Genomic DNA, 23,222 nt, shown 5'->3' with positions numbered 1-23,222 from the left:
TTACCTCCCCGCCAGAATATCCCGGATCAGACGCTGGCAGCGCTCGGCCATGAAATCGAGCAGCAGGCGCACCTTCGGATCCTGCAGCTTCTTGTGCGGATAGACGGCGGCGAACTGCACCGGGGTCGGCGGCGTGTCGGCGAGGATTATCTTCAGCCGGCGGTCGCGGATGAAGGGCTCAACCTCGAAGCGCGGCTTGTTGATGATGCCGCGGCCGGCCAGAGCCCAGCCGGTCAGGACATCGCCGTCGTCGGAATCGAACGGCCCGTGCACCTCGAATTTGGCCGGGCCCGATCGCGTCTTCAGCGTCCAGAAATATTCGCGCATGCCGGGAAAGCGCAACATCAGGCAATCATGCCTGTCGTCGACCAGTTGCTGCGGTTCAGTCGGCTCGCCCCGCGCCTCGAGATATTTCGGCGCGGCCACCAGCACGCGCTCGCATTCCATGATGCCACGCATTCTGAGGCTCGAATCCTCGATCAGGCCGAGCCGGAAGGCGACATCGATGCCTTCCTTGAGAATGTCGACATTGTGGTCGGAAAGCCGGAGCCGCACCTCGATGTCGGGATATTTGTCGCGGAAATCCGGAATGCCGGACGCGATCAGCCGCCGCCCGAGGCCGAGCGGCGCGGTCACCTTGATCGTGCCGCGTGGCTGGCCGGAAAGCGCGCTGACGGCGGCCTCGGCCTCGGCGATCGCTTCCAGCACCTGCTTGGCGCCGGAATAGAAGACCGTGCCCTGCTCGGTCGGCATCAATTGGCGCGTGGTGCGGTTGAACAGGCGCACACCGAGATGCTTCTCCAGTTCCTTGATGCGGTTGGAAGCCACGGCGGGCGAAATGCGCATGTCGCGGCCCGCCGCCGACAGATTGCCCAATTCGACGACGCGGACGAAGACAGCGATGTTGTCGAGATAGGCCAATTTGCCGGCTTCCACTGAGTTTCGGAGGCGACGCTACTATTTTCCAGTTTTTTTTGAAAGTCATCGCACACCTGCCCTCTTTCCGTTTGCATCGCAGGCCGTAAAGTCGCGGACAGGCAGGAAGGATGGGCATGACCGATTTCGCGATTTTCTGGGATTGGCTGAGTTTCGCCGTGCGCTGGCTGCACGTCATCACCGGCATCGCCTGGATCGGTTCGTCCTTCTACTTCGTGGCGCTCGACCTCGGCCTGCGCCAGCGTCCCGGCCTGCCAAAAGGCGCGCATGGCGAGGAGTGGCAGGTCCATGGCGGCGGCTTCTACCACATCCAGAAATATCTGGTCGCGCCAGCCGAGATGCCCGAGCACTTGACCTGGTTCAAATGGGAATCTTACGCCACCTGGATGAGCGGCTTCGCGCTGATGGCCGTGGTCTACTACGCCGGCGCCGACCTGTTCCTGATCGACCGCGACGTGCTCGACGTCTCCGCGCCGGTGGCGATCGGCATATCGATCGCGTCGCTCGGGCTTGGCTGGGTCGTCTACGATCTTCTGTGCAAGTCGCCGCTCGCCAAGAGCGACACGCTGCTGATGCTGGTGCTCTATGCGGTGGTGGTGTTCATGGCCTGGGGCTACACGCAACTCTTCACCGGCCGCGCCGCCTTCCTGCATCTCGGCGCCGTCACCGCAACCATCATGTCGGCCAATGTCTTCCTCGTCATCATCCCGAACCAGAAGATCGTCGTCGCCGACCTGATCGCCGGGAGGAAGCCCGATCCAAGATACGGCAAGATCGCCAAGACGCGCTCGCTGCACAACAACTACCTGACGCTGCCCGTTCTGTTCCTGATGCTGTCGAACCATTATCCGCTGGCGTTCGGAACGCAGTTCAACTGGGTGATCGCCTCGCTGGTGTTCATCATCGGCGTGCTGATCCGGCACTTCTTCAACACGCGGCATGCGCGCAAGGGCAACCCGACCTGGACCTGGCTGGCGGCCGCGGTGCTGTTCATCGTCATCATGTGGCTCTCGACCGTGCCGAAGATCCTGACTGGCGAGCCGAAGCAGGCAGCTGCCAGCGAGATATTTGTCGCGTCCACGCATTTTCCGGCGGTGCGCGACACCGTGCTCGGCCGCTGCTCGATGTGTCATGCGACGGAGCCGTCCTATGAAGGCATCTATCAGGCGCCGAAGGGCGTGATCCTCGAAACCGACGCCACGATTGCCGAGCATGCCCGGGAAATCTATCTGCAGGCCGGACGCAGCCACGCCATGCCGCCAGGCAACGTCACCGCCATGACCATCGAGGAGCGGGCGCTGCTTGCGGCCTGGTTCGAAGGAGCGGGGGAGTGAACACCTTTCCAATGAGATTTGCGCATATCCGAGCAAGGCTTTCCGCATGACCGATCTTCTGCTTCGCGGACGCACGCTCACCTTCCTGCGCTGGCCCGATTCCACCGACGACCACGCCGCCTATCGCTACGAAGAAGATGGCGGGCTGCTGCTGCGCGGCGGCAAGATCATAGCTGCCGGGGCCTATGCGGATGTCGCAAGCCAGGCCGGCGAGGGCGCGGAAAAAATCGATCACCGGCCGCATCTCGTTCTGCCCGGCTTCATCGACGCGCATGCGCATTTTCCGCAGATGCAGGTCATCGCGTCCTACGGTGCGGAACTGCTCGACTGGCTGAACAAGTACACGTTTCCCGAGGAGACGAAGTTCCGCAATGCGCAGCATGGCCGGCACATCGCGCGCCTGTTCCTGGACGAGACGGTGCGGCACGGCACCACTACCGTCGCTGCCTACTGCTCGGTGCACAAGCAATCGGCGGAGGCGTTTTTCGAGGAGAGCCACGCTCGAAATATGCTCAACATCGCCGGCAAGGTGATGATGGACCGCAACGCGCCGGAAGGCGTGCTCGACACGCCGCAGTCGGGCTATGACGACTCGAAGGCGCTGATAGCGGAATGGCACGGCAAGGGCCGGCAGCACTACGCGATCACGCCGCGCTTCGCGATCACATCCTCGCCCGAGCAGCTTGAGATGGCCAGCGCGCTGATGCGGGAGCACCCGGACCTGCATATGCAGACGCATCTCTCGGAAAACCATGCCGAGATCGCGTTCACGCAGGAACTCTATCCGTGGTCGAAGGACTACACCGACATCTATGAACGCTACGGGCTGCTCGGGAAGCAAAGCCTGTTCGGCCACTGCATCCATCTGTCGGAGCGCGAAGCCGACGCGCTGTCGGATTCGGGTTCGGTGGCGGTTTTCTGCCCGACCTCCAACCTTTTCCTGGGCTCCGGCCTGTTCGACTATCAGCGCTACCGCCGGCGGGAGAAGCCCCTGCGGATAGCAACGGCAACGGATGTCGGCGGTGGCACCAACTATTCGATGCTGCGCACCATGGACGAGGGCTACAAGGTCGTTGCGCTGAACGGCGAGAAGCTCAATCCGTTCGCCTCGTTCTGGCAGATGACGCGCGGCAATGCCGAGGCGCTGTCGATCGCCGACAAGGTCGGCACGCTCGATGTCGGGACCGATGCGGACATAGTCGTGCTGGACAGCCGCGCGACGCCAGGCATGCGGCTTCGCATGGAGACAGTCGAAACGCTGGCCGAGGAGCTTTTCCTGCTGCAGACGCTCGGCGACGACCGCGCCGTGCGCGAGGTCTATGTCGCGGGCAAGCCGGCCAAGAGCGTTATAGTGGCGTAGGAACAAATGAATAGTGCGTCCCTCGAGGCTCGCTGCGCTCGCACCTCAGGATGAAGAAGGTTGGGTGGCCTACAGTCTTTTCATCCGGAGACGCCCGCACTGGTCTTCAGGATGAAGGAGGGATGCGCCAATCTCCCTCATCCTGAGGTGCGAGCGTAGCGAGCCTCGAAGGACGCACCGTAAGAGCAATCTTGCGGCCGCGCCATGCTTGACCCAAGGATAACGATCGGTCAAAGCGGAGCTTTCGGAGGAGCGTCATGAGCGTTGCCGGCGATATTGAGAAGATCAAGGTTCAGGAAACCGAACTGGTGTTTGACGCCTTCGACGAGGCGACGGCGTTCGAGATCGGCTCGGCGCTGCGTACACGAGCCTTGGCCGAAAACTGGCCGATCATCGTCGACATCAGGCTTTGGGACCGGGCGCTTTTCTATTGCGCGCTGCCGGGCTCGACGGGCTCCAATGCCGACTGGGCGCGAAGGAAGCGCAACGTCGTCAAGATGTTCCTCAAGAGCACCTATCGGATGATGCTCGAGCAGGGTGGCGAAAGCGCCCTGTTCGCAGAGCGCTACGGGCTTTCGGCGTCCGAGTACGTGCTGGCCGGCGGCGGTTTCCCTATCCGCGTCAAAGGCGCCGGCGTCATTGGCGTCATCGCGGTTTCGGGCCTGCCGCAGAGGCAGGACCACGGCATCATCATCGACGCTCTGTGCGATTGTCTGGGGCGGGATCGGCGCGAGTTGGCGCTCGCGGCTGCAAGTTGAGTTCCGTTTACATGATGGTGCTCTACGTTGCCCCCCTCTGGCCTGCCGGCCATCTCCCCCACAAGGGGGGAGATCAGCCGGCCGCCCGTGTTTCGCCAACCGTCAACGTGGCAGAGAGGGCGCCGGCGTGGATGGCAGCCAATCTCCCCACTTGTGGGGGAGATGGCCGGCAGGCCAGAGGGGGGCAACGTAGGACTCCGAGCCTAGCCACAGGGTGCTGGACCATGGGGACACGCTCTTGACCATCGATCCCAAATCTCTCCTCACCGCCGTCTTCAACGCGGCCGTTGCGGCCGCGGATCCGGAACTGACAATCCGCAAACATCTGCCGGAAAAGCCGAAGGGCCGCACCATCGTCGTCGGCGCGGGCAAGGGCTCTGCACAGATGGCGGCGGCGTTCGAGAAAGTCTGGGACGGGCCGCTGGAAGGAGTAGTCATCACGCGCTACGGCTACGCAGCCAGATGCGAGCGCATCGAGATCATCGAGGCGGCGCATCCGGTACCGGACGCCGCAGGTCTTGAAGCGTCGCGGCGGCTGCTCGAAAAGGTTTCTGGCCTGACCGCAGACGATCTGGTCATTGCGCTGATTTCCGGCGGCGGGTCGGCGCTGCTGCCGTCGCCGCCCGAAGGGCTGACGCTGGCGGACGAGATCGCCGTCAATGAGGCGCTGCTCGCCTCCGGCGCGCCCATTTTCGCGATGAACACCATCCGCAAGCATGTCTCCACGATCAAGGGCGGTCGCCTCGCCGCCGCCGCCTCGCCGGCGCGCGTGGTTTCGCTCGTCGTGTCCGACATTCCCGGTGACGACCCGGCCCTTGTTGCTTCGGGTCCGACCATCCCGGATATCGGCAACCGTGAGACTGCGCTGAGCCTGATAAACACCTACGGCATGAAGCTGCCGGCAGCGGTGATGGCGCATCTCAACTCGGAAGCCGCCGACGCGCCGCGGCCGCACGATCCGCGTTTTTCGCGCAACAAGGTGCGCGTCATCGCCTCGGCCGCCGTCTCGCTGGAAGCCGCCGCTGCGGAGGCAAAGAAGCAAGGCGTGGAGGCTGTCATCCTGTCGGATTCGATCGAAGGCGAGGCGCGCGACGTGGGCTCCGTGCATGCGGCGATCACGCGCGAGATCGCTACCCGCGACCGACCGTTCAGGAAGCCGGTGATGATCCTGTCGGGCGGCGAGACCACCGTGACGCTGCGGGCGAAAGGCAAGGGCGGCCGTAACAGCGAATTTTTGCTGGCCTTCGCGCTCGGCATCGACGGTGTCGCCGGCGTCCAGGCGCTGGCCGCCGATACAGATGGCATCGACGGCTCGGAAGACAATGCCGGCGCCTTTGCCGACGGTTCGAGCGTCGCGCGCATGCGTGCGGCCGGCGTCGACGCCAAGGCCATGCTCGCCGGCAACAACGCCTGGACGGCGTTCAACGCGGTTGGCGATTTGTTTGTGCCGGGGCCGACGGGGACGAATGTGAATGATCTGAGGGCGATTCTGGTGAGGTGAGGGCCGGGTGCGTCCTTCGAGGCTCGCTGCGCTCGCACCTCAGGATGAGGGAGGCGGGTGCTCGGCCCCCGAACTTCCCGCCCCTCCCGAAATTATTATGTGAACACACCCGATTATGAAGCGCAAACAACCTCCTCATCCTGAGGTGCGAGCGGGTGAGCCTCGAAGGACGCACCTCTTCGTTTACGCCGCCATCAGTTTCTTCACCGCCTTCATGTCGTCCAAAAACCGCGCGCGCTCGGCCTCCTTGTCGGCCCGCTCGCGAATGCGCAGGATGAATGACGGGTGGATTGTCACGTAGATGCGGAGGCCGTCCTCGCGCTGCACAAGGTCGCCGCGCATCTTGGTTATCGGGACTGCCTTGCCGAGCAGCGACTGCGCCGCCGTCGCGCCGAGCGCCACCACAAGATCGGGCTGAATCAGCCGCAGCTCATTGTCCAGCCACCAGCGGCAGGCCCGGATTTCTCCAGCATTCGGCTTGGAATGGATGCGCCTCTTGCCGCGCTGCTCGAACTTGAAATGTTTTACCGCATTGGTGACGTAGGTGATCGTGCGGTCGAGATCGGCCTCCGCAAGAATCTGGTCGAAAACCCTGCCCGCCGGGCCGACGAACGGTTTGCCGGCGAGGTCTTCCTGGTCGCCGGGCTGCTCGCCGACGAAAACCACCCTTGCCTGCTGCCGGCCTTCGCCGAACACCGTTTGTGTCGCATCGCGCCACAGCGCGCAGCGGCGGCAGGCCTCGGCTACCTCACGCAACTCGTCGATCGAGGTCGTGTCGCCGCCTTCGCCCTCATCCGTCGGCTTGGGTTCCGGCCAGTGCCTGACCTCCGCCTTCGCGTGGCGCGCAGCTGGCTCGGCAGAAATTCTCGCAATCATCTCTTCACCTCGCACATTGCAGGAATGAGCGGGGCAGGAGGAGGTTCCGGAATGCGGAACGCCGGGGACAGTTTACTTTCTTACCCCCGAAAGGCAGTGGCCGCGTCGATCTCGCGCAAGGGGTAAAAAGTAAACTATCCCCTTATTCCGCTTAAACCTCGTGCAGGTAGAGGTGATAATCCAGCTCGCTCACCGTACGGGCCACGCGCAGATACTCGGCGTGCTTGATTGCCGTGAAGGTACGGTGGAGATCCGGCCCGAGCGCTTCCTTCAGGAATTCGGAAGCCTCCGCGGCCTCGATCGCCGAGCGCCAGTCACCCGGCGCACCGGGCAGTTTCGGTGCGTTCTCGTAGCCGTTGCCGGTCGTCTCCGGGCCGGGATCGAGCTTTTCATCCAGCCCCTTTGAAATGCCGGCGAGCACGGTCGCAGCAACCAGGTAGGGGTTGGTGTCGACGCCGGCCGGGCGGTGCTCGATGCGGCGGTTCTTTACGTCGCCGGCAGGCACGCGCAGCGCCACCGAGCGGTTGTTGACGCCCCAGGTCGGCGCGATCGGGGCGTAGGACTGCGCCACGAAACGCCGCCATGAATTGGCGTGCGGCGCAAACACCAGCATGGCTTCCGGCATCGTCGCCGCAAGGCCCCCGAGCGAATGGAGCAGCGCCGGCGCCCATTTTCCTTCTTCTGCCTCTGAAAAGATGTTGCGGCCGGAATCGTCCAGCATGGAGACGTGGAGGTGCATGCCGGAGCCGGCATATTTCTCGATCGGCTTGGCCATGAAGCAGGCGGTGACGCCGTGCCTGCGCGCCGCAGCCCGCACCAGACGCTTCAGCATGACGAGGTCGTCGGCGACCTGCATGATGTCCTTGCGGTAGTGCAGCGTCAGTTCGTACTGCCCCGGCGCATATTCGGAAATCACGGTCTCGGCCGGAATCCCCTGCACCTTCGCCGCGGCGTAGATGTCGGAAAACAGCGGCTCCATGCCGTGCAGATGATCGACCGAATAGACCTCGGTCTTGCCGCTCTTGCGGCCGTCGAGCACCGCGCCCGCCGGCTGCACGCGGCCTTCCGCGTCGCGCTCATTGGCGAGCAGGAAAAATTCGAGCTCGAAGGCGCCTGCCGGATGCAGGCCCTTTTCCGCCAGCTTCCGGACCTGCCGCGCCAGGGCATGGCGCGGGTCGGAGGTCATCGGCGAACCGTCGAGATGGTACATCGACATCAGCACCTGACCGCGCGCGGGGCTGGTGCCATGGAGCGGCTTCAGCGTGCCGGGGATAGGCCATGCGCGCAAATCGCCGTCGCCGGAATCCCAGATCAGGCCTGTCTCGTGGACATCCTCGCCGGTGATGTCGAGGCCGAGGATGGAGATCGGCATGTGCCGGCCGCTCTCGTAAATGGCGGCAAGCTCGTGGCGGCGGATGATCTTGCCCCGGCCGACGCCATTGGCGTCCGTCACCACGATATCGAACGCTTCGATCTCGGGGTGCTGGTTTAGAAACGCCGCCGCTTCTTCGGCGGTCGAACCTGATGGGGACTTCATGATGCTGCCCTGTTGCCGGAAAGGGGCTTGTCTCATGCCGCGAGTTCGGCGGCAATATCGCCGAATGCTGCGATGAGCCGGTCGACCTGGTGCTTGGCGGTGGCGGGTGAAACCAGCGCTGGCTTGAACCGCCCCTACAGCCGTTGACTCCTCGCTTCGGCCGGCTGTCTATTGTTCATCCATGCGCAAAATGGGGGGATCACGTGCGCTTCATCATTCTGGCCGCCGCGCTGGCTGCAGCCGCGCCGGCCCACGCATCCGGCGGGCTCTGGTGCGACAATGTAGGCGGACCGGTCAAGATCAGCATCCAGAGCGGAGTGACCCGCGGAATGGGGTTTCCGGTTTTCGATTTCCGCGCTTCGTCGGAAGTCGATAACGCGACGATCGGCGACGATCTTCGCAAGACCACGTTCGACGGTGGGAATCTGCCGCAGTATTGGTCTCACGGCGAGAACCTGAACATGGTGCTCTATCGCGAGCGCGATACGGACATCTTCGGATCGGTCGAAATCATCATCCTGACAATGGCGGCCGGGGACGACATCGAATACAGCGGCACCTATTCCTTCACGGCGTACGATGCCGGCGGCAACAACGGGCAGGGCAGCACGGTCACCCATACCGGTAAGATTTCCTGCGGGGTCGAGTGAGCCTTGGTTAGCGCAATGCAACAAATCTCCAATTCGCGCATTTCCCACAAATTTCTACCGGCCTTCGGGTTCTTACTACTCGCTTGTATGACCGTCGATGCTGAAGCGGCATGCCCCCCGGCCGCAGTTGCAGCGGAGCGCAACGCGTTGCAACGCCTTCTCATGGCTAGAGGCGTTTCTCAAGCAGAGAGACAATTCCTGCTAACCGGAGCTGATAAAAGGATCAGAGAATTGCGGCATGAAGGGCTTAACAAGCGTGGCGCGGAGTGTGGCGTGGCAGCTGTGAGAGCCCATGTCCTGCGCTGCGTGGGAGACACGCTGCCTTCTTTTCCGTCTTCCAATCAAAAGACGAACGCTTCCTATTGGGGAAAGACCAACGTGTCCGCCCGTGAAGCGGCGTTTATTGGAGTTTTCCATGCGTGCCGGGCAGGAGCTTTAGAGGTATTCATGAAGAACGACCGGTGAAGCCGACGTTCTGTCACCGTTTATTCAGCTCCTTCGTCAGCCGGTGATGTCGATCACGCCGCAATCGCCGGCTTCGCTGCCGAAAGCGATGCGGCGTTCGTCATCATCCCACATCATCGAGGTGATCGCGCCCTTGCCGGGGCGGCGCAGCAGCACTTCCTTGGCATCGGCGAAGCGCGCGGCGATAATCATGCCGTCGTGGTAGCCGATGGCCACGATCTCCTCGCTCGGATGGCAGGCGACCGAGGTGACCATCGAGTTGCCGCGCGTGCCGAGTTCCAGCGGCGCCTTGCCCATCGGGCCATCCTTGCCCGAAAAAGGCCAGACGATCGCCGCGGGCGCGCCCGAACTCGCCAGCCATTTGCCCCTTGCGCTCCAGGACAGGCTTTTGACCTTCGCCGGATAGCCGCTCATGCGCATGTGCTTGCCGTCGGTGAGCTTCCAGCCGTGCAGCGCGTTTTCCTGCATGGTGGTGACGACGAAGTTGCCGTCGGGCGAGAAGGTGATGCCGGTATGGGCGCCGGCCCATTCGAGCTCGACCGGCTTGCCCTCGGTCGCAGGAAAATGCAGCGTCGCGCCATTGTAGCGGGCGACACCGAAGCGCATGCCTTTGGGCGCGAAGGCCAGGCCCTCGACCGAGCGTGAATGCACGAATTCCTTCGCCCGCCCGTCGGCAAACCGAACGGTCGCGATCTTGCCGGTAGCGAAGGCGATTGCGCCTTGCGGGCCGGCGGCGACGCTGGTGATCCATTTCCGGCCGGCCTCGGCGACGACCGCCGCCTCGCCGTCCGGGCCGGTGGCGAAAACCTTGCCGTCCTCGCCGCCGGTGATCAGCTTCGCGTCGGCCAGGTCGAGCGTGGCGCAGAGCAGCCCGTCATTGGCCTGCGATGTCTTGTGGCCGTGGTCGAGGCGATGGATGGTTCCGTCGGCGAGCGCGAAATGCGGCACACCTTTCAGGAAGGCGGCGGCAATGCAATGGCCGGAAAGATCGAGCGGTGCGACTGTGGGCATGGATCAGGCGTCGCTGCAGGATGGGGAGAGCGAGGACATTGCCGAAAGCCCTCAAGCTGCCTGACACGCGTCGAAGCTCTTCTTCAGCCGTTCGGCGTCGAGTTCGCGGCCGATGAACACCAGCCGGCTCTCGTGCTTCTCGCCGTCCTTCCAGGCACGCTGGTGGTCGCCTTCGACGATCATGTGGACGCCTTGGACGACATAGCGCTCCGGGTCGTCCTTGAACGCGATGATGCCCTTCAGCCTCAGGATGTTCGGGCCTTCCATCTGCGTGACCTTCTCGATCCAGGGGAAGAATTTCTTCGAATCCATCTCTCCGCCGCGCAGCGAGACCGACTGGACGGTCACGTCGTGGATCGGCGAGACCGCGCCGTGGTCGTGGCCGTCGTGATGATGATGATGGTGCCCGTGATCGTGGTCATGATGGTCGTGATCATGATCATGTTCATGATCGTAGTCGCCATCGAGAAAATGCGGATCGTTTTCGAGCGCCCGCTTCAGGTCGAAGGCGCCGCGGTCGAGCACTTCGTCCAGCTTCACGCCGGCGCGCGTCGTGCGATGGATCTTCGCGGCCGGATTGATGGCGCGGACCGCCGCTTCGACATCGCGCAGTTCCTCCGGAGTCACAAGATCGGTCTTGTTCAGCACCACTACGTCGGCGAAGGCGATCTGGTCCTCGGCCTCGCGGCTGTCCTTCAGCCGGAGCGGAAGGTGCTTGGCGTCGACCAGGGCAACGACCGCGTCAAGGCTGGTCTTGGAGCGCACGTCCTCGTCCATGAAGAAGGTCTGCGCAACCGGCACCGGGTCGGCGAGGCCGGTGGTCTCGACGATGATGGCGTCGAAGCGTCCAGGCCGCCGCATCAGGCCCTCGACCACGCGGATAAGGTCGCCGCGCACCGTGCAGCACACGCAGCCATTGTTCATCTCGTAGATTTCCTCGTCGGATTCCACGATCAAATCGTTGTCGATGCCGATCTCGCCGAATTCGTTGACAATGACGGCGTAGCGCTTGCCGTGGTTTTCCGAAAGGATGCGGTTCAGCAGCGTCGTCTTGCCGGAGCCGAGATAGCCGGTGAGCACCGTAACGGGAATCTGCGTCTGTGCGTCGCTCATGATGGTCCTCGATAGGGATTGGTCGCTCCCATATAGGACGGCGAAACCGGTTTTGCACGTCGCAATCGAGGCCAGATTTCCGGCCGGCGCATTACAGAAAATTCATTGGGACAGGTTCGGGTCCGGCGTTAGATTCGATTTTTTGGGCGATCGCTTTGCAGCAAGGGTGCGTTCCATGAAAGCTGAGCCGCAGACCATCCAACTCACCCGCCGGCGGGCCTTGGGCCTGATCGCCGTGACCGCCGGCGGCGGTGCGTTCCTGCCCGCCGAAGCGCTGGCGGCAAGCGATTCTCCGTTTGCGGGCGCTTCGCTGCTGATGCCGGGCGCAGGCCTGTGCGCGATCACGCCGGAGACCACCGAGGGGCCGTTCTATTTCGACCCCGAGCTAGAACGGCAGGACATCACCGAAGGCCGCGAAGGCGTGGAACTGATGTTGCGCCTGCAGGTGGTCGATGAGAACTGCCGGCCGCTTTCGAAGGCGCGCGTCGATGTCTGGCATTGCGATGCCAGGGGCCACTACTCCGGCTATCCGGGGCAGGGCGACGGCCGCGACATCGACACGACGGGCGAGAAATTCCTGCGCGGTGTCCAACATACGGACGAACAGGGGCTCGTCTCCTTCAAGACCATCTATCCCGGCTGGTATCGCGGACGCACCACGCATATTCACTTCAAGGTTTTTCCCGACGAAAGCTCGGTGATGACCGGGCAGATATTCTTTCCCGACGATCTCAGCGAGCACCTGTTCTCCAATGTCGCGCCCTACAACGAGCGTCCCGAAAAGCGCGACGTGTGGAACAGCCAGGACGGGATCGCCAGGCGGGCGGGGCCGTTGTCGCAGGCGGCGCTGCGCGAAACGCAATCGGCTTACGAGGCGCTGATGATCATCGCGGTCAACGCGGGAGCGTGAGATCGCCCGATTTTCCGTCGAAAATTTTCCTTTGTCATCTAACTGAAATACAGCTCTGGCATTAGCACGGTCGGCGATGGGTTTGCTTGCCGGCAAAGGTCCGGAAATGCCGGCCCAGCCGTCAGATCGCGATTGTCAACGAGGCCGCCGCGACTATCCTGTCGGAGGCGGTGCGAAGCCTAGGGGTGTCAAATGGCCAAGGCGGATAAAAGCGCAACGATGAGCCGGCTGCATTCGGCGGCGCGCCTGTCGCGGACAGCGCTTGCGGCGCGGCTCCTGTCTCAAGGGTTCTATGCCGGGCAAGACCAGATCATGCTGGCGCTCGACCAGCAGGACGGCCAGACGCCGGGCCAGCTGGCGACACGGCTCGGCGTGCGCCCGCCCACCATCACCAAGACCATAAACCGGCTGCAGGTGCAGGGCTTCCTCGAAAAGCGCGCTTCCGATTCCGATGCTAGGCAGGCGCATATCTTCCTGACGGAAGCCGGCCGGGAAACGATCCGCGGCATCGAGAAATCGGTGCGCAAGACCGAGAAGCAGGCATTTCGCGGGCTCGACAAAAAGGAGCAGAAGGCGCTGTCGAAGCTCTTGTCCCGCATCGAAGCCAATCTCAATGGCGCGGTGGCGGCCGAGGTCGACGAGGACGTCGAGCTCGAAGACTGAACTCCGTCCGCTGGACCAGACGTTTTGGGGTTGTGCAGGACAGTCCGCGCGCCCAAAAGCCTTCTGAACATACACTCTCAGCCGACTGCCGACATTGAACGCACCTGAAAACAGACCCGAAGCCGCCACGCCAGTGTCGGCGATCCTGCTCGTATTCGGCGCGGGCCTGCTGTTTTCCTTCCTCGACACCAGCGCGAAATATCTGGTTCTGTCGGGCATGGCGGCGCCGTTCGTCTCGTGGATGCGCTTCGCCGTCCATGTCGTGCTGGTGCTGATCCTGTTCCGCTCCTGGAACAACCCGGCGATGTTCAAGGTCGGGAGCCTGCCGCGCCAGATCCTGCGCGGCCTGTTCCTGTTTGGCTCGACCATTTTCAACTTCGCGGCGCTGAGATCGCTGCAACTCGCCGAGACCATGTCGATCTATTTCTTCGCGCCGATGGTAATCACGGCGCTGGCCGGGCCGCTGCTCGGGGAATGGGCAGGCTGGCGTCGCTGGATGGCGGTCATCGCCGGCTTCGTCGGGGTTCTCGTCATCACGCGTCCGGGCGTCGGCGTATTCGAGATCGGCCATGTCTACGCCATCTGCTCGACGCTCTGCTATTGCTCTTACGTGATCATGACCAGGCACATGGCCGCGTCGGAGACCGCCGAAAGCCTGATCTTCTATTCCGCGCTGGCGCCGGTCGTCCTGATGGCGCCAGTGGTGCCCTACACGGCGTCGCTGCCGGCGGAACCCTTCCACTGGGTCATCCTGATTTCGCTCGGCTTCTTCGGCGGTTTCGGCCACTGGCTGCTGATCAAGGCCTACCGGCAGGCAACGGCGACGGCGCTGGCGCCTTATCCCTACCTGCAGATGGTCTGGATGATCGGTCTCGGCTACCTGGTTTTCGGACAGCTGCCCGACAGCTGGACGCTCGGCGGCGCCGCCATCATCGTGGCGAGCGGCCTCTATATCGTCCATCGCGAGCACAGGCTGCGCCTCGCCAGCCGTACCGCGCCCAATACGGAAAATGCCGAGCTGGCAAAAAAGCTTTGACTCCGCATCGGGCCGTGCCGTAAGCCAAATTTAAACAGTTTAAATGCTGGCTGAAGGCGCAGCCGGGGAGGGCGAACTGGCGCAAAAGATCAAGCTTTCGACGATTGCCGACGCGCTCGGCGTCTCGACCGCCACCGTGTCGCTCGCCCTGCGCGACAGTCCGCTCGTTGCCGGCATGACGCGCGAACGCATCAAGGAACATGCGCGCGCCATCGGCTATATCTACAATCGCCGGGCGGCCAGCCTGCGCACCTCGCGCTCGGGCATCGTCGGTGTCGTCGTCCACGACATCATGAACCCGTTCTTCGCCGAGATCCTGCGCTCGATCGAAAGCGAGCTCGACCGCAGCCGGCAAACCTTCATCCTGTCCAACCATTACGATCAGCTCGAAAAGCAGCGCACCTTCATCGATACGCTGCTGCAGCTTGGCGCCGATGGCGTCATCATGTCGCCGGCTATCGGCACGCCGCCGGAAGACATTCTGATGGCCGAGGAGAACGGCCTGCCGGCGGTGCTGATCGCCCGTACTGTTGAAGGCGCGGAAGTGCCGGTGTTTCGTGGCGACGACGCTTATGGCACCGGGCTCGCCACCAACCATCTGATTTCGCTCGGCCATCGCCGCATCTCGATGATCGGCGGCACCGACCAGACCTCGACCGGCCGCGACCGTTTCCAGGGATATGTGACGGCGATGGAAAATGCCGGGCTGGAGGTCAAGCCTTCCTGGCGCATTCCCGGTCCGCGCACCAAGCAGGCCGGCTTCGAGGCGGCCGGCCAGTTCCTTGCGCTGAAGGACAAGCCGACGGCGGCGGTCTGCTGGAACGATCTGGTGGCGATCGGGCTGATGAACGGCATAGCGCGCGCCGGGCTGGTGCCGGGCGTCGACATTTCGGTCACCGGCTACGACGATCTCGAGGAGGCGGCTATCGCCACGCCGGCGCTGACCACAGTGTGGAACGGCCAGCGCGAAGTCGGCCGCCGTGCGGCCAGCGCGTTGCTCGACAAGCTGAACGGCCAGGCCGTGCGGCCATCGCAGGAATTGATCCGGCCCGAACTTCATGTGCGCCAGTCGACGGGCAAGCCGCGGGAGCGCGGCTAGGGCGTGTCGATATTCAGGTGAGGCCGGCCTGCAAATGGCAGCTTTCTCCGCTTCCGGTACTCGCGTACCTGAACGTACGCTGTGTTCCGGTTCTCGAAATCCACCATTTTCGCCTCGGCCTGACCTGAATCTCAACACACCCTAAGGCAACATTCCGCATCCGTAATTGCCCGGCGGCGCGCTCCTATGCTAAAGTTTTTTCGTGCTCGAGTGGTGATCGGCCAGCAGGCGCTCTCGCGCTCGGCGCCCCTGCGGTCGGAATTTGCTGTTCTGGCAAATCACGGCGACGCCGGTCTGGCGTACGTCCTCGGCCGCAGGGCCATCGTCCCTCGAAGGCTTCCTGAAAGAAATCCGACATGACCAGCGACCGCTCCGCCGTGACCATCCTCGTTCCAGGCCGGCTGCACGAGCGCGCCTTGGCGCGTGTCGACAAGGCTTTCAAAATGGTCCGCCTGGACAGGGCCGATAAGTCGCTCATCTCCGACGGACTGGCAGGCACGGTGCGCGGCGTCGCCGCGATGACGGCGATCGACGCAGCCTTCATCGACGCCCTGCCCAATCTCGAAATCATTGCCAGTTTCGGCGTCGGCTACGACGCGGTCGACGCCCGCCACGCCGCCGCCAAGGGCGTGATGGTGACCAATACGCCCGATGTGCTGACCGAGGAAGTGGCCGATACAGCGCTCGGCCTGCTCATCAACACGGTGCGCGAATTGGCGCGCGCCGAAAACTGGCTGCGGCAGGGCCGCTGGGTCAAGGAGGGGCCTTATCCCTTGACCAAGGCGACGCTGCGCGGGCGGCATGCCGGCATTTTCGGCATGGGCCGCATCGGCATGGCCATTGCAAAGCGGCTGGAGGCGTTCGGCCTGTCGATCGCCTATCACAACCGGCGCCGCGTCGAGGGGCTTTCCTACGAATACCATCCGACCCTGGCAGGCCTTGCAGCCGCCGTTGATACGCTGATATCCGTCGCGCCCGGCACGGCTTCGACCGAAAAGGCGGTCAATGCCGAGGTCCTGAGGGCGCTCGGGCCGGACGGCGTGTTCGTTAATATCGGCCGCGGCAGCACGGTCGACGAGGAGGCGCTGATCGCGGCGCTTTCCGGCGGCGTGATCCGGGCGGCGGGCCTCGATGTCTTTGCCGACGAACCGCGCGTTCCGCAGGCGCTCATCGACCTGCCCAACGCGACGCTTCTGCCGCATGTCGGCTCGGCTTCTGTCCACACGCGCAACGCCATGGCGGATCTGGTCGTGGATAATCTCGTCGCCTGGTTTTCCGAGGGAAAGCCGCTGACGCCGGTACCGGAGACGGCGGGCGTCGCCAAGTCGGCGTGACGCCGCGGCTTTGCCGCATTTGTTAACGAAGGTTAAACGCTCGGCGATTCATGTTTGCGAATCATTGGAGCGCCGCCGTCGGGACATAAGGGCGCTTCAGCACTTTAATCCGGGCACTGCGCCGATGTGAGGGGCCTCTTGATATGAATTTAGCGATTTCGACTGTCGTAGCCGCCGGACTGCTCGTGGCAGCCGGCGTGCTTTCCTCCGGGCCGGACGGCGACCGCCAGGCCATTGCCGCATCTTCTATCGCCATGCCGCGAACTCAGGCGTCGGACGGCGATATGTTCCGTCTGCGTTCGAGCGCAAACGTTTCCTGTGCGGTTACGCGCGGCGATCGGGTTGCCGAGGACCGGTCGGAACTCGAAATCGAGCCCGCCTGCGCGACACTTCTTCCCGGCATCGAGCGCGCGAAATTCTGGCAGGAACATGAGGACGGCTCGGTCGCGTTCACCGAGAACGGCGTCGATGCAATCGTCAGCTTCTCGGTCGGCGACGGCGTAGCTTATGAATCGTTCGAGCCGTCGACGCCGCTCATCTCGCTTGACGAGGCGGACTGAGTTTACGATTAGCTTATTCGGCGGCGGTCCTGACGCCGGCTTTCGCTGCCGCGTGCAGTCGCACTGCATCGCCAAATGCGCGGAATATCTTTGCCGAGGCGCTGTCCGAATTCACCCAGTATTCGGGATGCCATTGCACGCCGACGGCGAAGCCGCGCGAATCCTTGACCGATACGGCTTCTACGGTGCCGTCGGCCGCTACAGCTTCGACCTGCAGCCTCGAGCCGAGCCGGCCGATCCCCTGGCGGTGGACCGAATTGACCATGATATCGCCGGCTCCGAAAACACCTGCGAGGCAGCTGCCCGGCTTGATCGACACATTCTGCCGGATGGCGAAGCGTTCATCCTGGCTGTCGCTCACCGGCGCGCGATGATCGAGTGAGCCCTCGCGCTCCTGGATTTCGGTGGCCAGCGTGCCGCCCAGCGCCACGTTCAACTCTTGGATGCCGCGGCAGATGGCGAGCAGCGGCACGCCGTGCTCGATCGCCTTGCGGATCAGCGGCAGCGTGGTCGCGTCGCGCGCCGGATCGTAGGGGCCGTTCGCCTCGCTGGCCTCGCCGCCATAGAGGCTCGGGTGGACGTTGGATTTGGAGCCGGTGACCATGATGCCGTCGACCGACAGCAACAGCCGGTCGAAATCGAGCCGATCGCCGAAGGATGGCACGAGCACGGGAAAGACACCCGCACCTGCGATCGCCGCCTCCAGATATTGCTGGGGCGCCGCATGCCATGTGTAGTTCTCGAATTGACGGACATCGGTCGAGACGGCGACGAGCGGCTGTTGCATTGCGGATTCCGTTACGGCATTAATGGCATTATGCTTGCAAAATAGGCGATCTGCCGGGGGTTTTCCATGGGAGATTGCGCTGCGCCGTGCGGTCTCGACAAGCACTGTTAGACAATAGTTTTGGGCCAGCGCCGTTTGACCTGCGGGAAGCCGTCCGCGTGCTGGACTCGACTCCGCCTGTGTGTATTGTGCGGCCTTCGCCGAAATCCCAATTCAGACTCCAGTCTGCTGGACGGCGTTCTGTACTGATCCAAGCGTGGAGGATAATTCATGGATCGACGTTCATTCATCACAAAGGCCGGCGTCGCCGGCGTCGGCGCAGCGGCGGCGGCAACGACGCTTGCTGCTCCGGCCGTCGCCCAGAGCAATCCCAAGGTTACCTGGCGGCTCACCTCGTCCTTCCCGAAGTCGCTCGACACAATCTATGGCGGTGCGGACGTCTTTTCCAAGATGATCTCGGAAGCGACCGATGGCAATTTCACCATTCAGCCCTTTGCCGCTGGCGAAATTGTTCCAGGCCTGCAGGCTGCGGATGCAACCGCGGCCGGCACGGTCGAGGCCTGCCACACGGTGGCATATTACTACTGGGGCAAGGATCCCACATGGGCGCTCGCCTCGGCCGTGCCCTTCGCGCTCAATGCCCGCGGCCAGAATGCCTGGCTCTACCATGGCGGCGGCAACGATCTCGTCAACGAGTTCTTTGCCACGCAAGGCCTGGTCGGGTTCCCCGGCGGCAATACCGGCGTCCAGATGGGTGGCTGGTTCCGCAAGGAAATCAACACCGTTGCCGATCTTCAGGGTCTTAAGATGCGCATCGGCGGCTTTGCCGGCAAGATCGTCGAGAAGCTCGGCGTCGTGCCGCAGCAACTTGCAGGCGGCGACGTTTATCCCGCCCTGGAAAAAGGCACGATCGACGCCGCCGAATGGGTCGGTCCCTACGACGACGAAAAGCTCGGCTTCCAGAAGGTCGCGCCATACTACTACTATCCCGGCTGGTGGGAAGGCGGGCCGACCGTCCACTTGATGTTCAACAAGGAAAAGTTCGAGGCGCTGCCGGCAAACTATCAGTCGCTGATCCGCACCGCCGCACAGGCTACCGACGCGAACATGCTGCAGAAATACGACTTCCTGAACCCGACGGCGGTCAAGACGCTGGTCGCCAACGGCGCACAGCTTCGCCCGTTCAGCCCGGAAATCCTTGAAGCCTGCTTCAACGCCTCTAACGAGGTCTATGCCGAGATCACGGCATCGAATGCCGGCTTCAAGAAGATCTGGGATTCGCTGACGGCGTTCCGCAAGGAGCATTTCCTGTGGGCGCAGGTAGCCGAATACAATTACGATACCTTCATGATGATCCAGCAGCGCGCCGGCAAGATTTGAAACGCCAGTTGCTTGCCTGAGAAAAGCCCCGGAGCCGCAAGGTTCCGGGGCTTTTTTCATGGCGCGATTTATGCATGGAACAGCGGAGCCCTCCCGCTGGACTAAATGGTCGCGCCGTGCATTGATTGTGCTGCCCGGGCGCTCGGCAAAGACCGATCCGGCGCATCATCAATCTGGGAGGAAATGGAATGGATCGTCGTAGTTTCATCAGAAGGGCCGGGTTCGCCGGCGCCGGCGCGGCAGCCGCCACAACGCTGGCCGCGCCTGCCATCGCGCAGACCGCGCCAAAGGTCACATGGCGCTGCACCTCGTCGTTTCCGAAGGCGCTCGACACCATCTTCGGCGCGGCCGAGACTATGGCGAAGTACGTCCGCGAATCGACCGACGGCAATTTCGACATCCAGGTTTTCGCGGCTGGCGAACTGGTGCCCGGATTGCAGGCGATGGATGCGGCGGCGGCGGGAACGGTCGAATGCGCCCACACCGCCTCGTACTATTACTGGGGCAAGGATCCTACGTTCGCGCTGGCGACCGCCGTTCCCTTCGGCATGAATGTGCGTCAGATGAACGCCTGGATGTACTACGGCGGCGGCAACGACCTGCTCAACGAATTCTACGCGACGCAAGGCCTTTACGGGCTGGCCTGCGGCAATACCGGGGCGCAGATGGGCGGTTGGTATCGCAAGGAGATCAACACCGTCGAGGACCTCAAGGGTCTGAAGATGCGCATCGGCGGCTTCGCCGGCAAGGTCGTCGAGAAGTTGGGAGTCGTGCCGCAGCAGATCGCGGGTGGCGACATCTACCCGTCGTTGGAAAAAGGCACGATCGACGCCGCCGAATGGGTCGGCCCTTATGACGACGAGAAGCTCGGCTTCTACAAGGTCGCCAAATACTACTACTATCCGGGTTGGTGGGAAGGCGGCCCCGTGCTGCACACGCTGATCAACCAGGCCAAGTGGAACGAATTGCCTAAAAGCTATCAGGCGGCTCTGACCTCTGCCTGTCAGGCCGCGAATTGCGACATGATGGCGAGCTACGACCACAAGAACCCCGAGGCGTTGAAAAGGCTGGTGGCCGGCGGCGCGCAATTGCGGCCGTTCAGCCAGGATGTGCTCGCCGCCTGTTTCGAAGCGGCCAACTCCACTTACAAGGATATCAACGCCTCGAACGCCGCGTTCAAGAAAATCTACGACAGCCAGATGGCGTTCCGCAAGGATGCCTATCTGTGGGCGCAGGTGTCGGAATACACGTTCGACACCTTCATGATGATCCAGCAGCGCTCAGGCAATATCTGAGCCATCCGCCTGCAAAAGGCCCCGGGAGAGATCCCGGGGCCTTTCTGTTTTCGGCAGCGCTCAATTGAATTTCGGCGGCTGCGACAGGTCTGTGGCGGGCGGGGCCGGCTGCGCCGGCGCCGAGTTACCGAAACTGGGCGGCTGCGACAGATCGGTGGCGGGGGGCGCGGGCTGGGCCGGCTGCGCTGGAGCGCCGCCGCCATTGGCGGGAGCCGGCGCGCCGAGCGGCGGCAGGCCCAGGCCCGGCAACCCCTGCTGCTGCCCGCCGCCAAAGCCCGGCACCACGATTTCGACGTCGCTCGGGTCGATGACCGGGCCCTTGTAGTGCATGACCATTTGCGGGAAGCCGATGACCAGGCCGATCATGATCACCTGGATGCAGACGAAGGGAACCGCGCCCCAGTAGATCTGCCCGGTCGTAATGGGCTGAATCGTCTTCCCGGTCACCCTGTCGAGGTAAGGCTCGCGGGCGGCGACTGAGCGGAGGTAAAACAGCGCGAAACCGAAGGGCGGATGCATGAAGCTCGTCTGCATGTTAACGCCCAGGAGCACGCCGAACCAGATCAGGTCGATACCGAGCGCGCTGGCCGCAGGCGCCAGAAGCGGCACGATGATGAAGGCCAGTTCGAAGAAGTCGAGGAAGAAGGCCAGGAAGAATACGAGAATATTCACGACGATCAGGAAGCCCATCTCGCCGCCGGGCAATGAGGTCAGCAGGTGCTCGACCCAGAGATGGCCGTTGACGCCGTAGAATGTCAGCGAGAAGACGCGAGCGCCGATCAGAATGAACAGCACGAAAGATGAAAGCCGGGTCGTCGAAGCTAGTGCCTGGCGCACGACATCGAGGCTCAGCCGTCCTTTAGCGGCAGCCATGGTCAACGCGCCGACCGCGCCCATCGCGCCGCCTTCCGTTGGCGTCGCGATGCCAAGGAAGATGGTTCCCAAAACCAGGAAGATCAGCGCCAGCGGCGGGATCAGCACGATGACCACCTGCTGCGCCAGCCGAGACATCATATTGAATTTGAGCGCCCTGTCGGCGATGGCTACGGCATAGATTGCCGCAAAGCCGATCGTCGCGCCCCAGATGCCGGCGTTGGCGCCGGCGGAAGACGCGAGATAGATCGAGGCTGCATAGGCGACCGCGACCGCTGATATGAGCGCAACCAGCAGCGATACGACGCCATGGCCGAGCGTCCGCGCCTCGAGCGGCAAAGCCGGCATCGAGTTCCTACGGACGAACGTCATGAGAAGCACATAACCGAGGTAGAGCGAGGTCAGCACCAGGCCGGGGATAAGCGCGCCCGCATACATGTCGCCGACCGAGCGGCCGAGCTGGTCTGCAAGCACGATCAGCACCAGCGAGGGCGGGATGATCTGGGCCAGCGTGCCCGAAGCGGCGATGACGCCTGTGGCGGCGCGCCTGTCGTAGCCGTAGCGCAGCATGATCGGCAGCGAGATCAGGCCCATGGCGATGACCGAGGCGGCGACGACGCCGGTCGTTGCGGCAAGCAGCGCGCCGACCAGGATGACGGCATAGGCGAGACCGCCGCGGATCGGGCCGAACAGTTGGCCGATCGTGTCGAGCAGGTCCTCGGCCATGCCCGACCGCTCGAGCACGATGCCCATGAAGGTGAAGAACGGGATGGCGAGCAGCGTGTCGTTGGACATGATGCCCCAGAACCGCTCGGGAAGCGCATAAAGCAGCGGCCACGACAGCGTGATCTCGTTGCTCGAATAGGGCGCCAGTTCGACGCCGATGAAGAAGAACAGCAGGCCGTTGGCGGCGAGCGAGAAGGCGACGGGATAGCCCAAAAGCATGAAGACGATAAGCGAGAAGAACATGATCGGCGCCATGTTCTCCGCAATGAAATGGATCATGAGCGGATCTCCTCGGCCAGCGCCTTGGCTTCCAGTTCAGCGTGTTCATGGGCCGAGATGAAGGGCGTCGGATCATCCATGTCGCCGCGCATGATGGCGATCTTCTTGATGATCTCCGAAATCCCCTGCAGCGCTAGCAGAGAGAAACCGATCAGCAGCAAGGATTTCGCCGGCCAGATGATGAGGCCTCCGGCGTTGGTCGAAACTTCGCCGCTGCGGTAAGAGAGCGATACGTAAGGCACGAAGTAGTAGATCATCAAAAGGACGAAGGGCATCAGGAAGAAAACGTGCCCGAAGAGGTCGATCCAGTGCTGAACGCGCCTGGAAAACATGCCGTACACGATGTCGATGCGGATGTGCTCGTTCTGCCTCAAAGTGTAGGCGGCGGCGAGCAGGAAGGCGGCGCCGAACAGGTACCACTGGAGCTCGAGCCACGCGTTCGACGACATGTTGAGCGTCTTGCGGATGACGGCGTTCGCCGCGCTGACCAGCACGGCCAGCAATATCAGCCAGGAAACCCATTTCCCGATGAACTCGTTCATACGGTCAATGGCTCTCGATAGAGCGAGCAGCCCTGCCATGCGATCCTCCCAGATTTGTACGAGGCGAGCCTTTAGCGTTTCCCCGGATTTTTTTCGCGCGCCGCGATGCCATCGGATATGCCGAGTGTTTGGCGGCGCGTCAACACGCGATGGTGCAGGTACCCAAGGTCATTGTGCCAAATGGGGAATGCAGCGCC

At 63.1% G+C, this 23,222-nt stretch carries 22 protein-coding genes; 14 read left to right on the top strand and 8 right to left on the bottom strand.

All coding sequences use genetic code 11. The features are described from left to right. The gene (locus G6N73_RS17120) at nucleotides 1–921 is read right to left on the bottom strand and encodes a LysR family transcriptional regulator (RefSeq protein ID WP_165029692.1); all 921 of its coding nucleotides are present in this window, start codon (nucleotides 919–921) and stop codon (nucleotides 1–3) included. A 131-nt stretch (nucleotides 922–1,052) separates the two neighbouring features. On the opposite strand from G6N73_RS17120, the gene G6N73_RS17115 reads away from it, so the two are divergent. The 4 genes from G6N73_RS17115 (at nucleotide 1,053) to G6N73_RS17100 (ending at nucleotide 5,889) form a co-directional block, all read left to right on the top strand. Then, nucleotides 1,053–2,270, top strand: a complete 1,218-nt coding sequence (locus G6N73_RS17115) for a urate hydroxylase PuuD (RefSeq protein WP_165029690.1) — start codon at nucleotides 1,053–1,055, stop codon at nucleotides 2,268–2,270. Nucleotides 2,271–2,316: 46 nt separating this feature from the next. Next, complete coding sequence (gene guaD, locus G6N73_RS17110) at nucleotides 2,317–3,630, top strand: guanine deaminase (RefSeq protein ID WP_165029688.1); 1,314 nt, start codon at nucleotides 2,317–2,319, stop codon at nucleotides 3,628–3,630. A gap of 257 nt (nucleotides 3,631–3,887) precedes the next feature. Next, a complete protein-coding gene (locus G6N73_RS17105) occupies nucleotides 3,888–4,388 on the top strand; it encodes a heme-degrading domain-containing protein (RefSeq protein WP_165029686.1) in 501 nt (166 codons plus the stop codon). Nucleotides 4,389–4,626: 238 nt separating this feature from the next. Then, a complete protein-coding gene (locus tag G6N73_RS17100) occupies nucleotides 4,627–5,889 on the top strand; it encodes a glycerate kinase type-2 family protein (RefSeq protein ID WP_206078910.1) in 1,263 nt (420 codons plus the stop codon). Between the two features lie 183 nt (nucleotides 5,890–6,072). Here the strand turns inward: G6N73_RS17100 and G6N73_RS17095 are convergent, their stop codons facing one another. Both G6N73_RS17095 and G6N73_RS17090 read right to left on the bottom strand, forming a co-directional pair. Further along, on the bottom strand, nucleotides 6,073–6,780 hold the full coding sequence (locus G6N73_RS17095; protein ID WP_343044651.1) for a UdgX family uracil-DNA binding protein: 708 nt from the start codon (nucleotides 6,778–6,780) through the stop codon (nucleotides 6,073–6,075). Nucleotides 6,781–6,916: 136 nt separating this feature from the next. Further along, nucleotides 6,917–8,302 carry a glutamine synthetase family protein gene (locus G6N73_RS17090; RefSeq protein ID WP_165029682.1) on the bottom strand — a complete coding sequence of 462 codons (1,386 nt, stop codon included), beginning with the start codon at nucleotides 8,300–8,302 and terminating at the stop codon, nucleotides 6,917–6,919. A 203-nt stretch (nucleotides 8,303–8,505) separates the two neighbouring features. On the opposite strand from G6N73_RS17090, the gene G6N73_RS17085 reads away from it, so the two are divergent. Next, the gene (locus G6N73_RS17085; RefSeq protein WP_165029680.1) at nucleotides 8,506–8,952 is read left to right on the top strand and encodes a hypothetical protein; all 447 of its coding nucleotides are present in this window, start codon (nucleotides 8,506–8,508) and stop codon (nucleotides 8,950–8,952) included. A 15-nt stretch (nucleotides 8,953–8,967) separates the two neighbouring features. Beyond that, a complete protein-coding gene (locus G6N73_RS17080) occupies nucleotides 8,968–9,417 on the top strand; it encodes a hypothetical protein (protein ID WP_165029678.1) in 450 nt (149 codons plus the stop codon). Between the two features lie 36 nt (nucleotides 9,418–9,453). Here the strand turns inward: G6N73_RS17080 and G6N73_RS17075 are convergent, their stop codons facing one another. After that, nucleotides 9,454–10,428, bottom strand: a complete 975-nt coding sequence (locus tag G6N73_RS17075; RefSeq protein WP_165029676.1) for a WD40 repeat domain-containing protein — start codon at nucleotides 10,426–10,428, stop codon at nucleotides 9,454–9,456. A 51-nt stretch (nucleotides 10,429–10,479) separates the two neighbouring features. After that, nucleotides 10,480–11,541, bottom strand: a complete 1,062-nt coding sequence (locus tag G6N73_RS17070; protein WP_165029674.1) for a CobW family GTP-binding protein — start codon at nucleotides 11,539–11,541, stop codon at nucleotides 10,480–10,482. A gap of 175 nt (nucleotides 11,542–11,716) precedes the next feature. On the opposite strand from G6N73_RS17070, the gene G6N73_RS17065 reads away from it, so the two are divergent. From G6N73_RS17065 to G6N73_RS17040, 6 genes are all read left to right on the top strand, one after another. Then, the gene (locus G6N73_RS17065) at nucleotides 11,717–12,451 is read left to right on the top strand and encodes an intradiol ring-cleavage dioxygenase (RefSeq protein ID WP_165029672.1); all 735 of its coding nucleotides are present in this window, start codon (nucleotides 11,717–11,719) and stop codon (nucleotides 12,449–12,451) included. A 192-nt stretch (nucleotides 12,452–12,643) separates the two neighbouring features. After that, nucleotides 12,644–13,114: a MarR family winged helix-turn-helix transcriptional regulator gene (locus G6N73_RS17060; protein WP_165029670.1), complete on the top strand. Its 471-nt coding sequence runs from the start codon at nucleotides 12,644–12,646 to the stop codon at nucleotides 13,112–13,114. A gap of 94 nt (nucleotides 13,115–13,208) precedes the next feature. Continuing rightward, nucleotides 13,209–14,150, top strand: coding sequence for a DMT family transporter (locus G6N73_RS17055; RefSeq protein ID WP_206078909.1), 942 nt, complete (start codon nucleotides 13,209–13,211; stop codon nucleotides 14,148–14,150). Between the two features lie 43 nt (nucleotides 14,151–14,193). Beyond that, complete coding sequence (locus G6N73_RS17050) at nucleotides 14,194–15,249, top strand: LacI family DNA-binding transcriptional regulator (RefSeq protein ID WP_206078908.1); 1,056 nt, start codon at nucleotides 14,194–14,196, stop codon at nucleotides 15,247–15,249. A gap of 356 nt (nucleotides 15,250–15,605) precedes the next feature. Continuing rightward, entirely contained in the window at nucleotides 15,606–16,583 is a 978-nt protein-coding gene (locus G6N73_RS17045; RefSeq protein WP_165029668.1) for a 2-hydroxyacid dehydrogenase, read from the top strand. A gap of 143 nt (nucleotides 16,584–16,726) precedes the next feature. Continuing rightward, entirely contained in the window at nucleotides 16,727–17,143 is a 417-nt protein-coding gene (locus G6N73_RS17040; RefSeq protein WP_165029666.1) for a hypothetical protein, read from the top strand. Between the two features lie 13 nt (nucleotides 17,144–17,156). Here the strand turns inward: G6N73_RS17040 and G6N73_RS17035 are convergent, their stop codons facing one another. Next, nucleotides 17,157–17,930, bottom strand: coding sequence for a gamma-glutamyl-gamma-aminobutyrate hydrolase family protein (locus G6N73_RS17035; RefSeq protein WP_165029664.1), 774 nt, complete (start codon nucleotides 17,928–17,930; stop codon nucleotides 17,157–17,159). 270 nt (nucleotides 17,931–18,200) lie between these two features. Between G6N73_RS17035 and G6N73_RS17030 the strand changes: the two genes are divergently transcribed. Both G6N73_RS17030 and G6N73_RS17025 read left to right on the top strand, forming a co-directional pair. After that, a complete protein-coding gene (locus tag G6N73_RS17030) occupies nucleotides 18,201–19,310 on the top strand; it encodes a TRAP transporter substrate-binding protein (protein WP_165029662.1) in 1,110 nt (369 codons plus the stop codon). Between the two features lie 188 nt (nucleotides 19,311–19,498). After that, nucleotides 19,499–20,605, top strand: coding sequence for a TRAP transporter substrate-binding protein (locus G6N73_RS17025; RefSeq protein WP_165029660.1), 1,107 nt, complete (start codon nucleotides 19,499–19,501; stop codon nucleotides 20,603–20,605). 60 nt (nucleotides 20,606–20,665) lie between these two features. On the opposite strand, the gene G6N73_RS17020 is transcribed toward G6N73_RS17025, so the two are convergent. Beyond that, nucleotides 20,666–22,483 (bottom strand): TRAP transporter large permease, encoded by a 1,818-nt coding sequence (locus tag G6N73_RS17020; RefSeq protein WP_206078907.1) that lies wholly within the window; start codon nucleotides 22,481–22,483, stop codon nucleotides 20,666–20,668. Continuing rightward, a complete protein-coding gene (locus G6N73_RS17015) occupies nucleotides 22,480–23,064 on the bottom strand; it encodes a TRAP transporter small permease subunit (protein WP_165029658.1) in 585 nt (194 codons plus the stop codon). Before G6N73_RS17015 ends, G6N73_RS17020 begins: the two co-directional genes overlap by 4 nt. Nucleotides 23,065–23,222: the final 158 nt, after the last annotated feature.

It is taken from the genome of Allomesorhizobium camelthorni (assembly GCF_011045125.1).
In the GTDB taxonomy this organism is placed as follows: Bacteria; Pseudomonadota; Alphaproteobacteria; order Rhizobiales; family Rhizobiaceae; genus Allomesorhizobium; species Allomesorhizobium camelthorni.
The sequence above is the reverse complement of the archived record's forward strand: the minus strand, read 5'-3'. Positions and strand labels throughout refer to the sequence as shown.

What these genes read in the sequence shown, in the direction of transcription:
- G6N73_RS17115 (WP_165029690.1), top strand. Translation starts at nt 1,053, where the DNA reads ATGACCGATTTCGCGATTTTCTGGGATTGGCTGAGTTTCGCCGTGCGC.
- guaD (WP_165029688.1), top strand. Translation starts at nt 2,317, where the DNA reads ATGACCGATCTTCTGCTTCGCGGACGCACGCTCACCTTCCTGCGCTGG.
- G6N73_RS17105 (WP_165029686.1), top strand. Translation starts at nt 3,888, where the DNA reads ATGAGCGTTGCCGGCGATATTGAGAAGATCAAGGTTCAGGAAACCGAA.
- G6N73_RS17090 (WP_165029682.1), bottom strand. Translation starts at nt 8,302, where the DNA reads ATGAAGTCCCCATCAGGTTCGACCGCCGAAGAAGCGGCGGCGTTTCTA.
- G6N73_RS17080 (WP_165029678.1), top strand. Translation starts at nt 8,968, where the DNA reads ATGCAACAAATCTCCAATTCGCGCATTTCCCACAAATTTCTACCGGCC.
- G6N73_RS17075 (WP_165029676.1), bottom strand. Translation starts at nt 10,428, where the DNA reads ATGCCCACAGTCGCACCGCTCGATCTTTCCGGCCATTGCATTGCCGCC.
- G6N73_RS17070 (WP_165029674.1), bottom strand. Translation starts at nt 11,541, where the DNA reads ATGAGCGACGCACAGACGCAGATTCCCGTTACGGTGCTCACCGGCTAT.
- G6N73_RS17065 (WP_165029672.1), top strand. Translation starts at nt 11,717, where the DNA reads ATGAAAGCTGAGCCGCAGACCATCCAACTCACCCGCCGGCGGGCCTTG.
- G6N73_RS17060 (WP_165029670.1), top strand. Translation starts at nt 12,644, where the DNA reads ATGGCCAAGGCGGATAAAAGCGCAACGATGAGCCGGCTGCATTCGGCG.
- G6N73_RS17050 (WP_206078908.1), top strand. Translation starts at nt 14,194, where the DNA reads ATGCTGGCTGAAGGCGCAGCCGGGGAGGGCGAACTGGCGCAAAAGATC.
- G6N73_RS17045 (WP_165029668.1), top strand. Translation starts at nt 15,606, where the DNA reads ATGACCAGCGACCGCTCCGCCGTGACCATCCTCGTTCCAGGCCGGCTG.
- G6N73_RS17040 (WP_165029666.1), top strand. Translation starts at nt 16,727, where the DNA reads ATGAATTTAGCGATTTCGACTGTCGTAGCCGCCGGACTGCTCGTGGCA.
- G6N73_RS17035 (WP_165029664.1), bottom strand. Translation starts at nt 17,930, where the DNA reads ATGCAACAGCCGCTCGTCGCCGTCTCGACCGATGTCCGTCAATTCGAG.
- G6N73_RS17030 (WP_165029662.1), top strand. Translation starts at nt 18,201, where the DNA reads ATGGATCGACGTTCATTCATCACAAAGGCCGGCGTCGCCGGCGTCGGC.
- G6N73_RS17025 (WP_165029660.1), top strand. Translation starts at nt 19,499, where the DNA reads ATGGATCGTCGTAGTTTCATCAGAAGGGCCGGGTTCGCCGGCGCCGGC.
- G6N73_RS17020 (WP_206078907.1), bottom strand. Translation starts at nt 22,483, where the DNA reads ATGATCCATTTCATTGCGGAGAACATGGCGCCGATCATGTTCTTCTCG.
- G6N73_RS17015 (WP_165029658.1), bottom strand. Translation starts at nt 23,064, where the DNA reads ATGGCAGGGCTGCTCGCTCTATCGAGAGCCATTGACCGTATGAACGAG.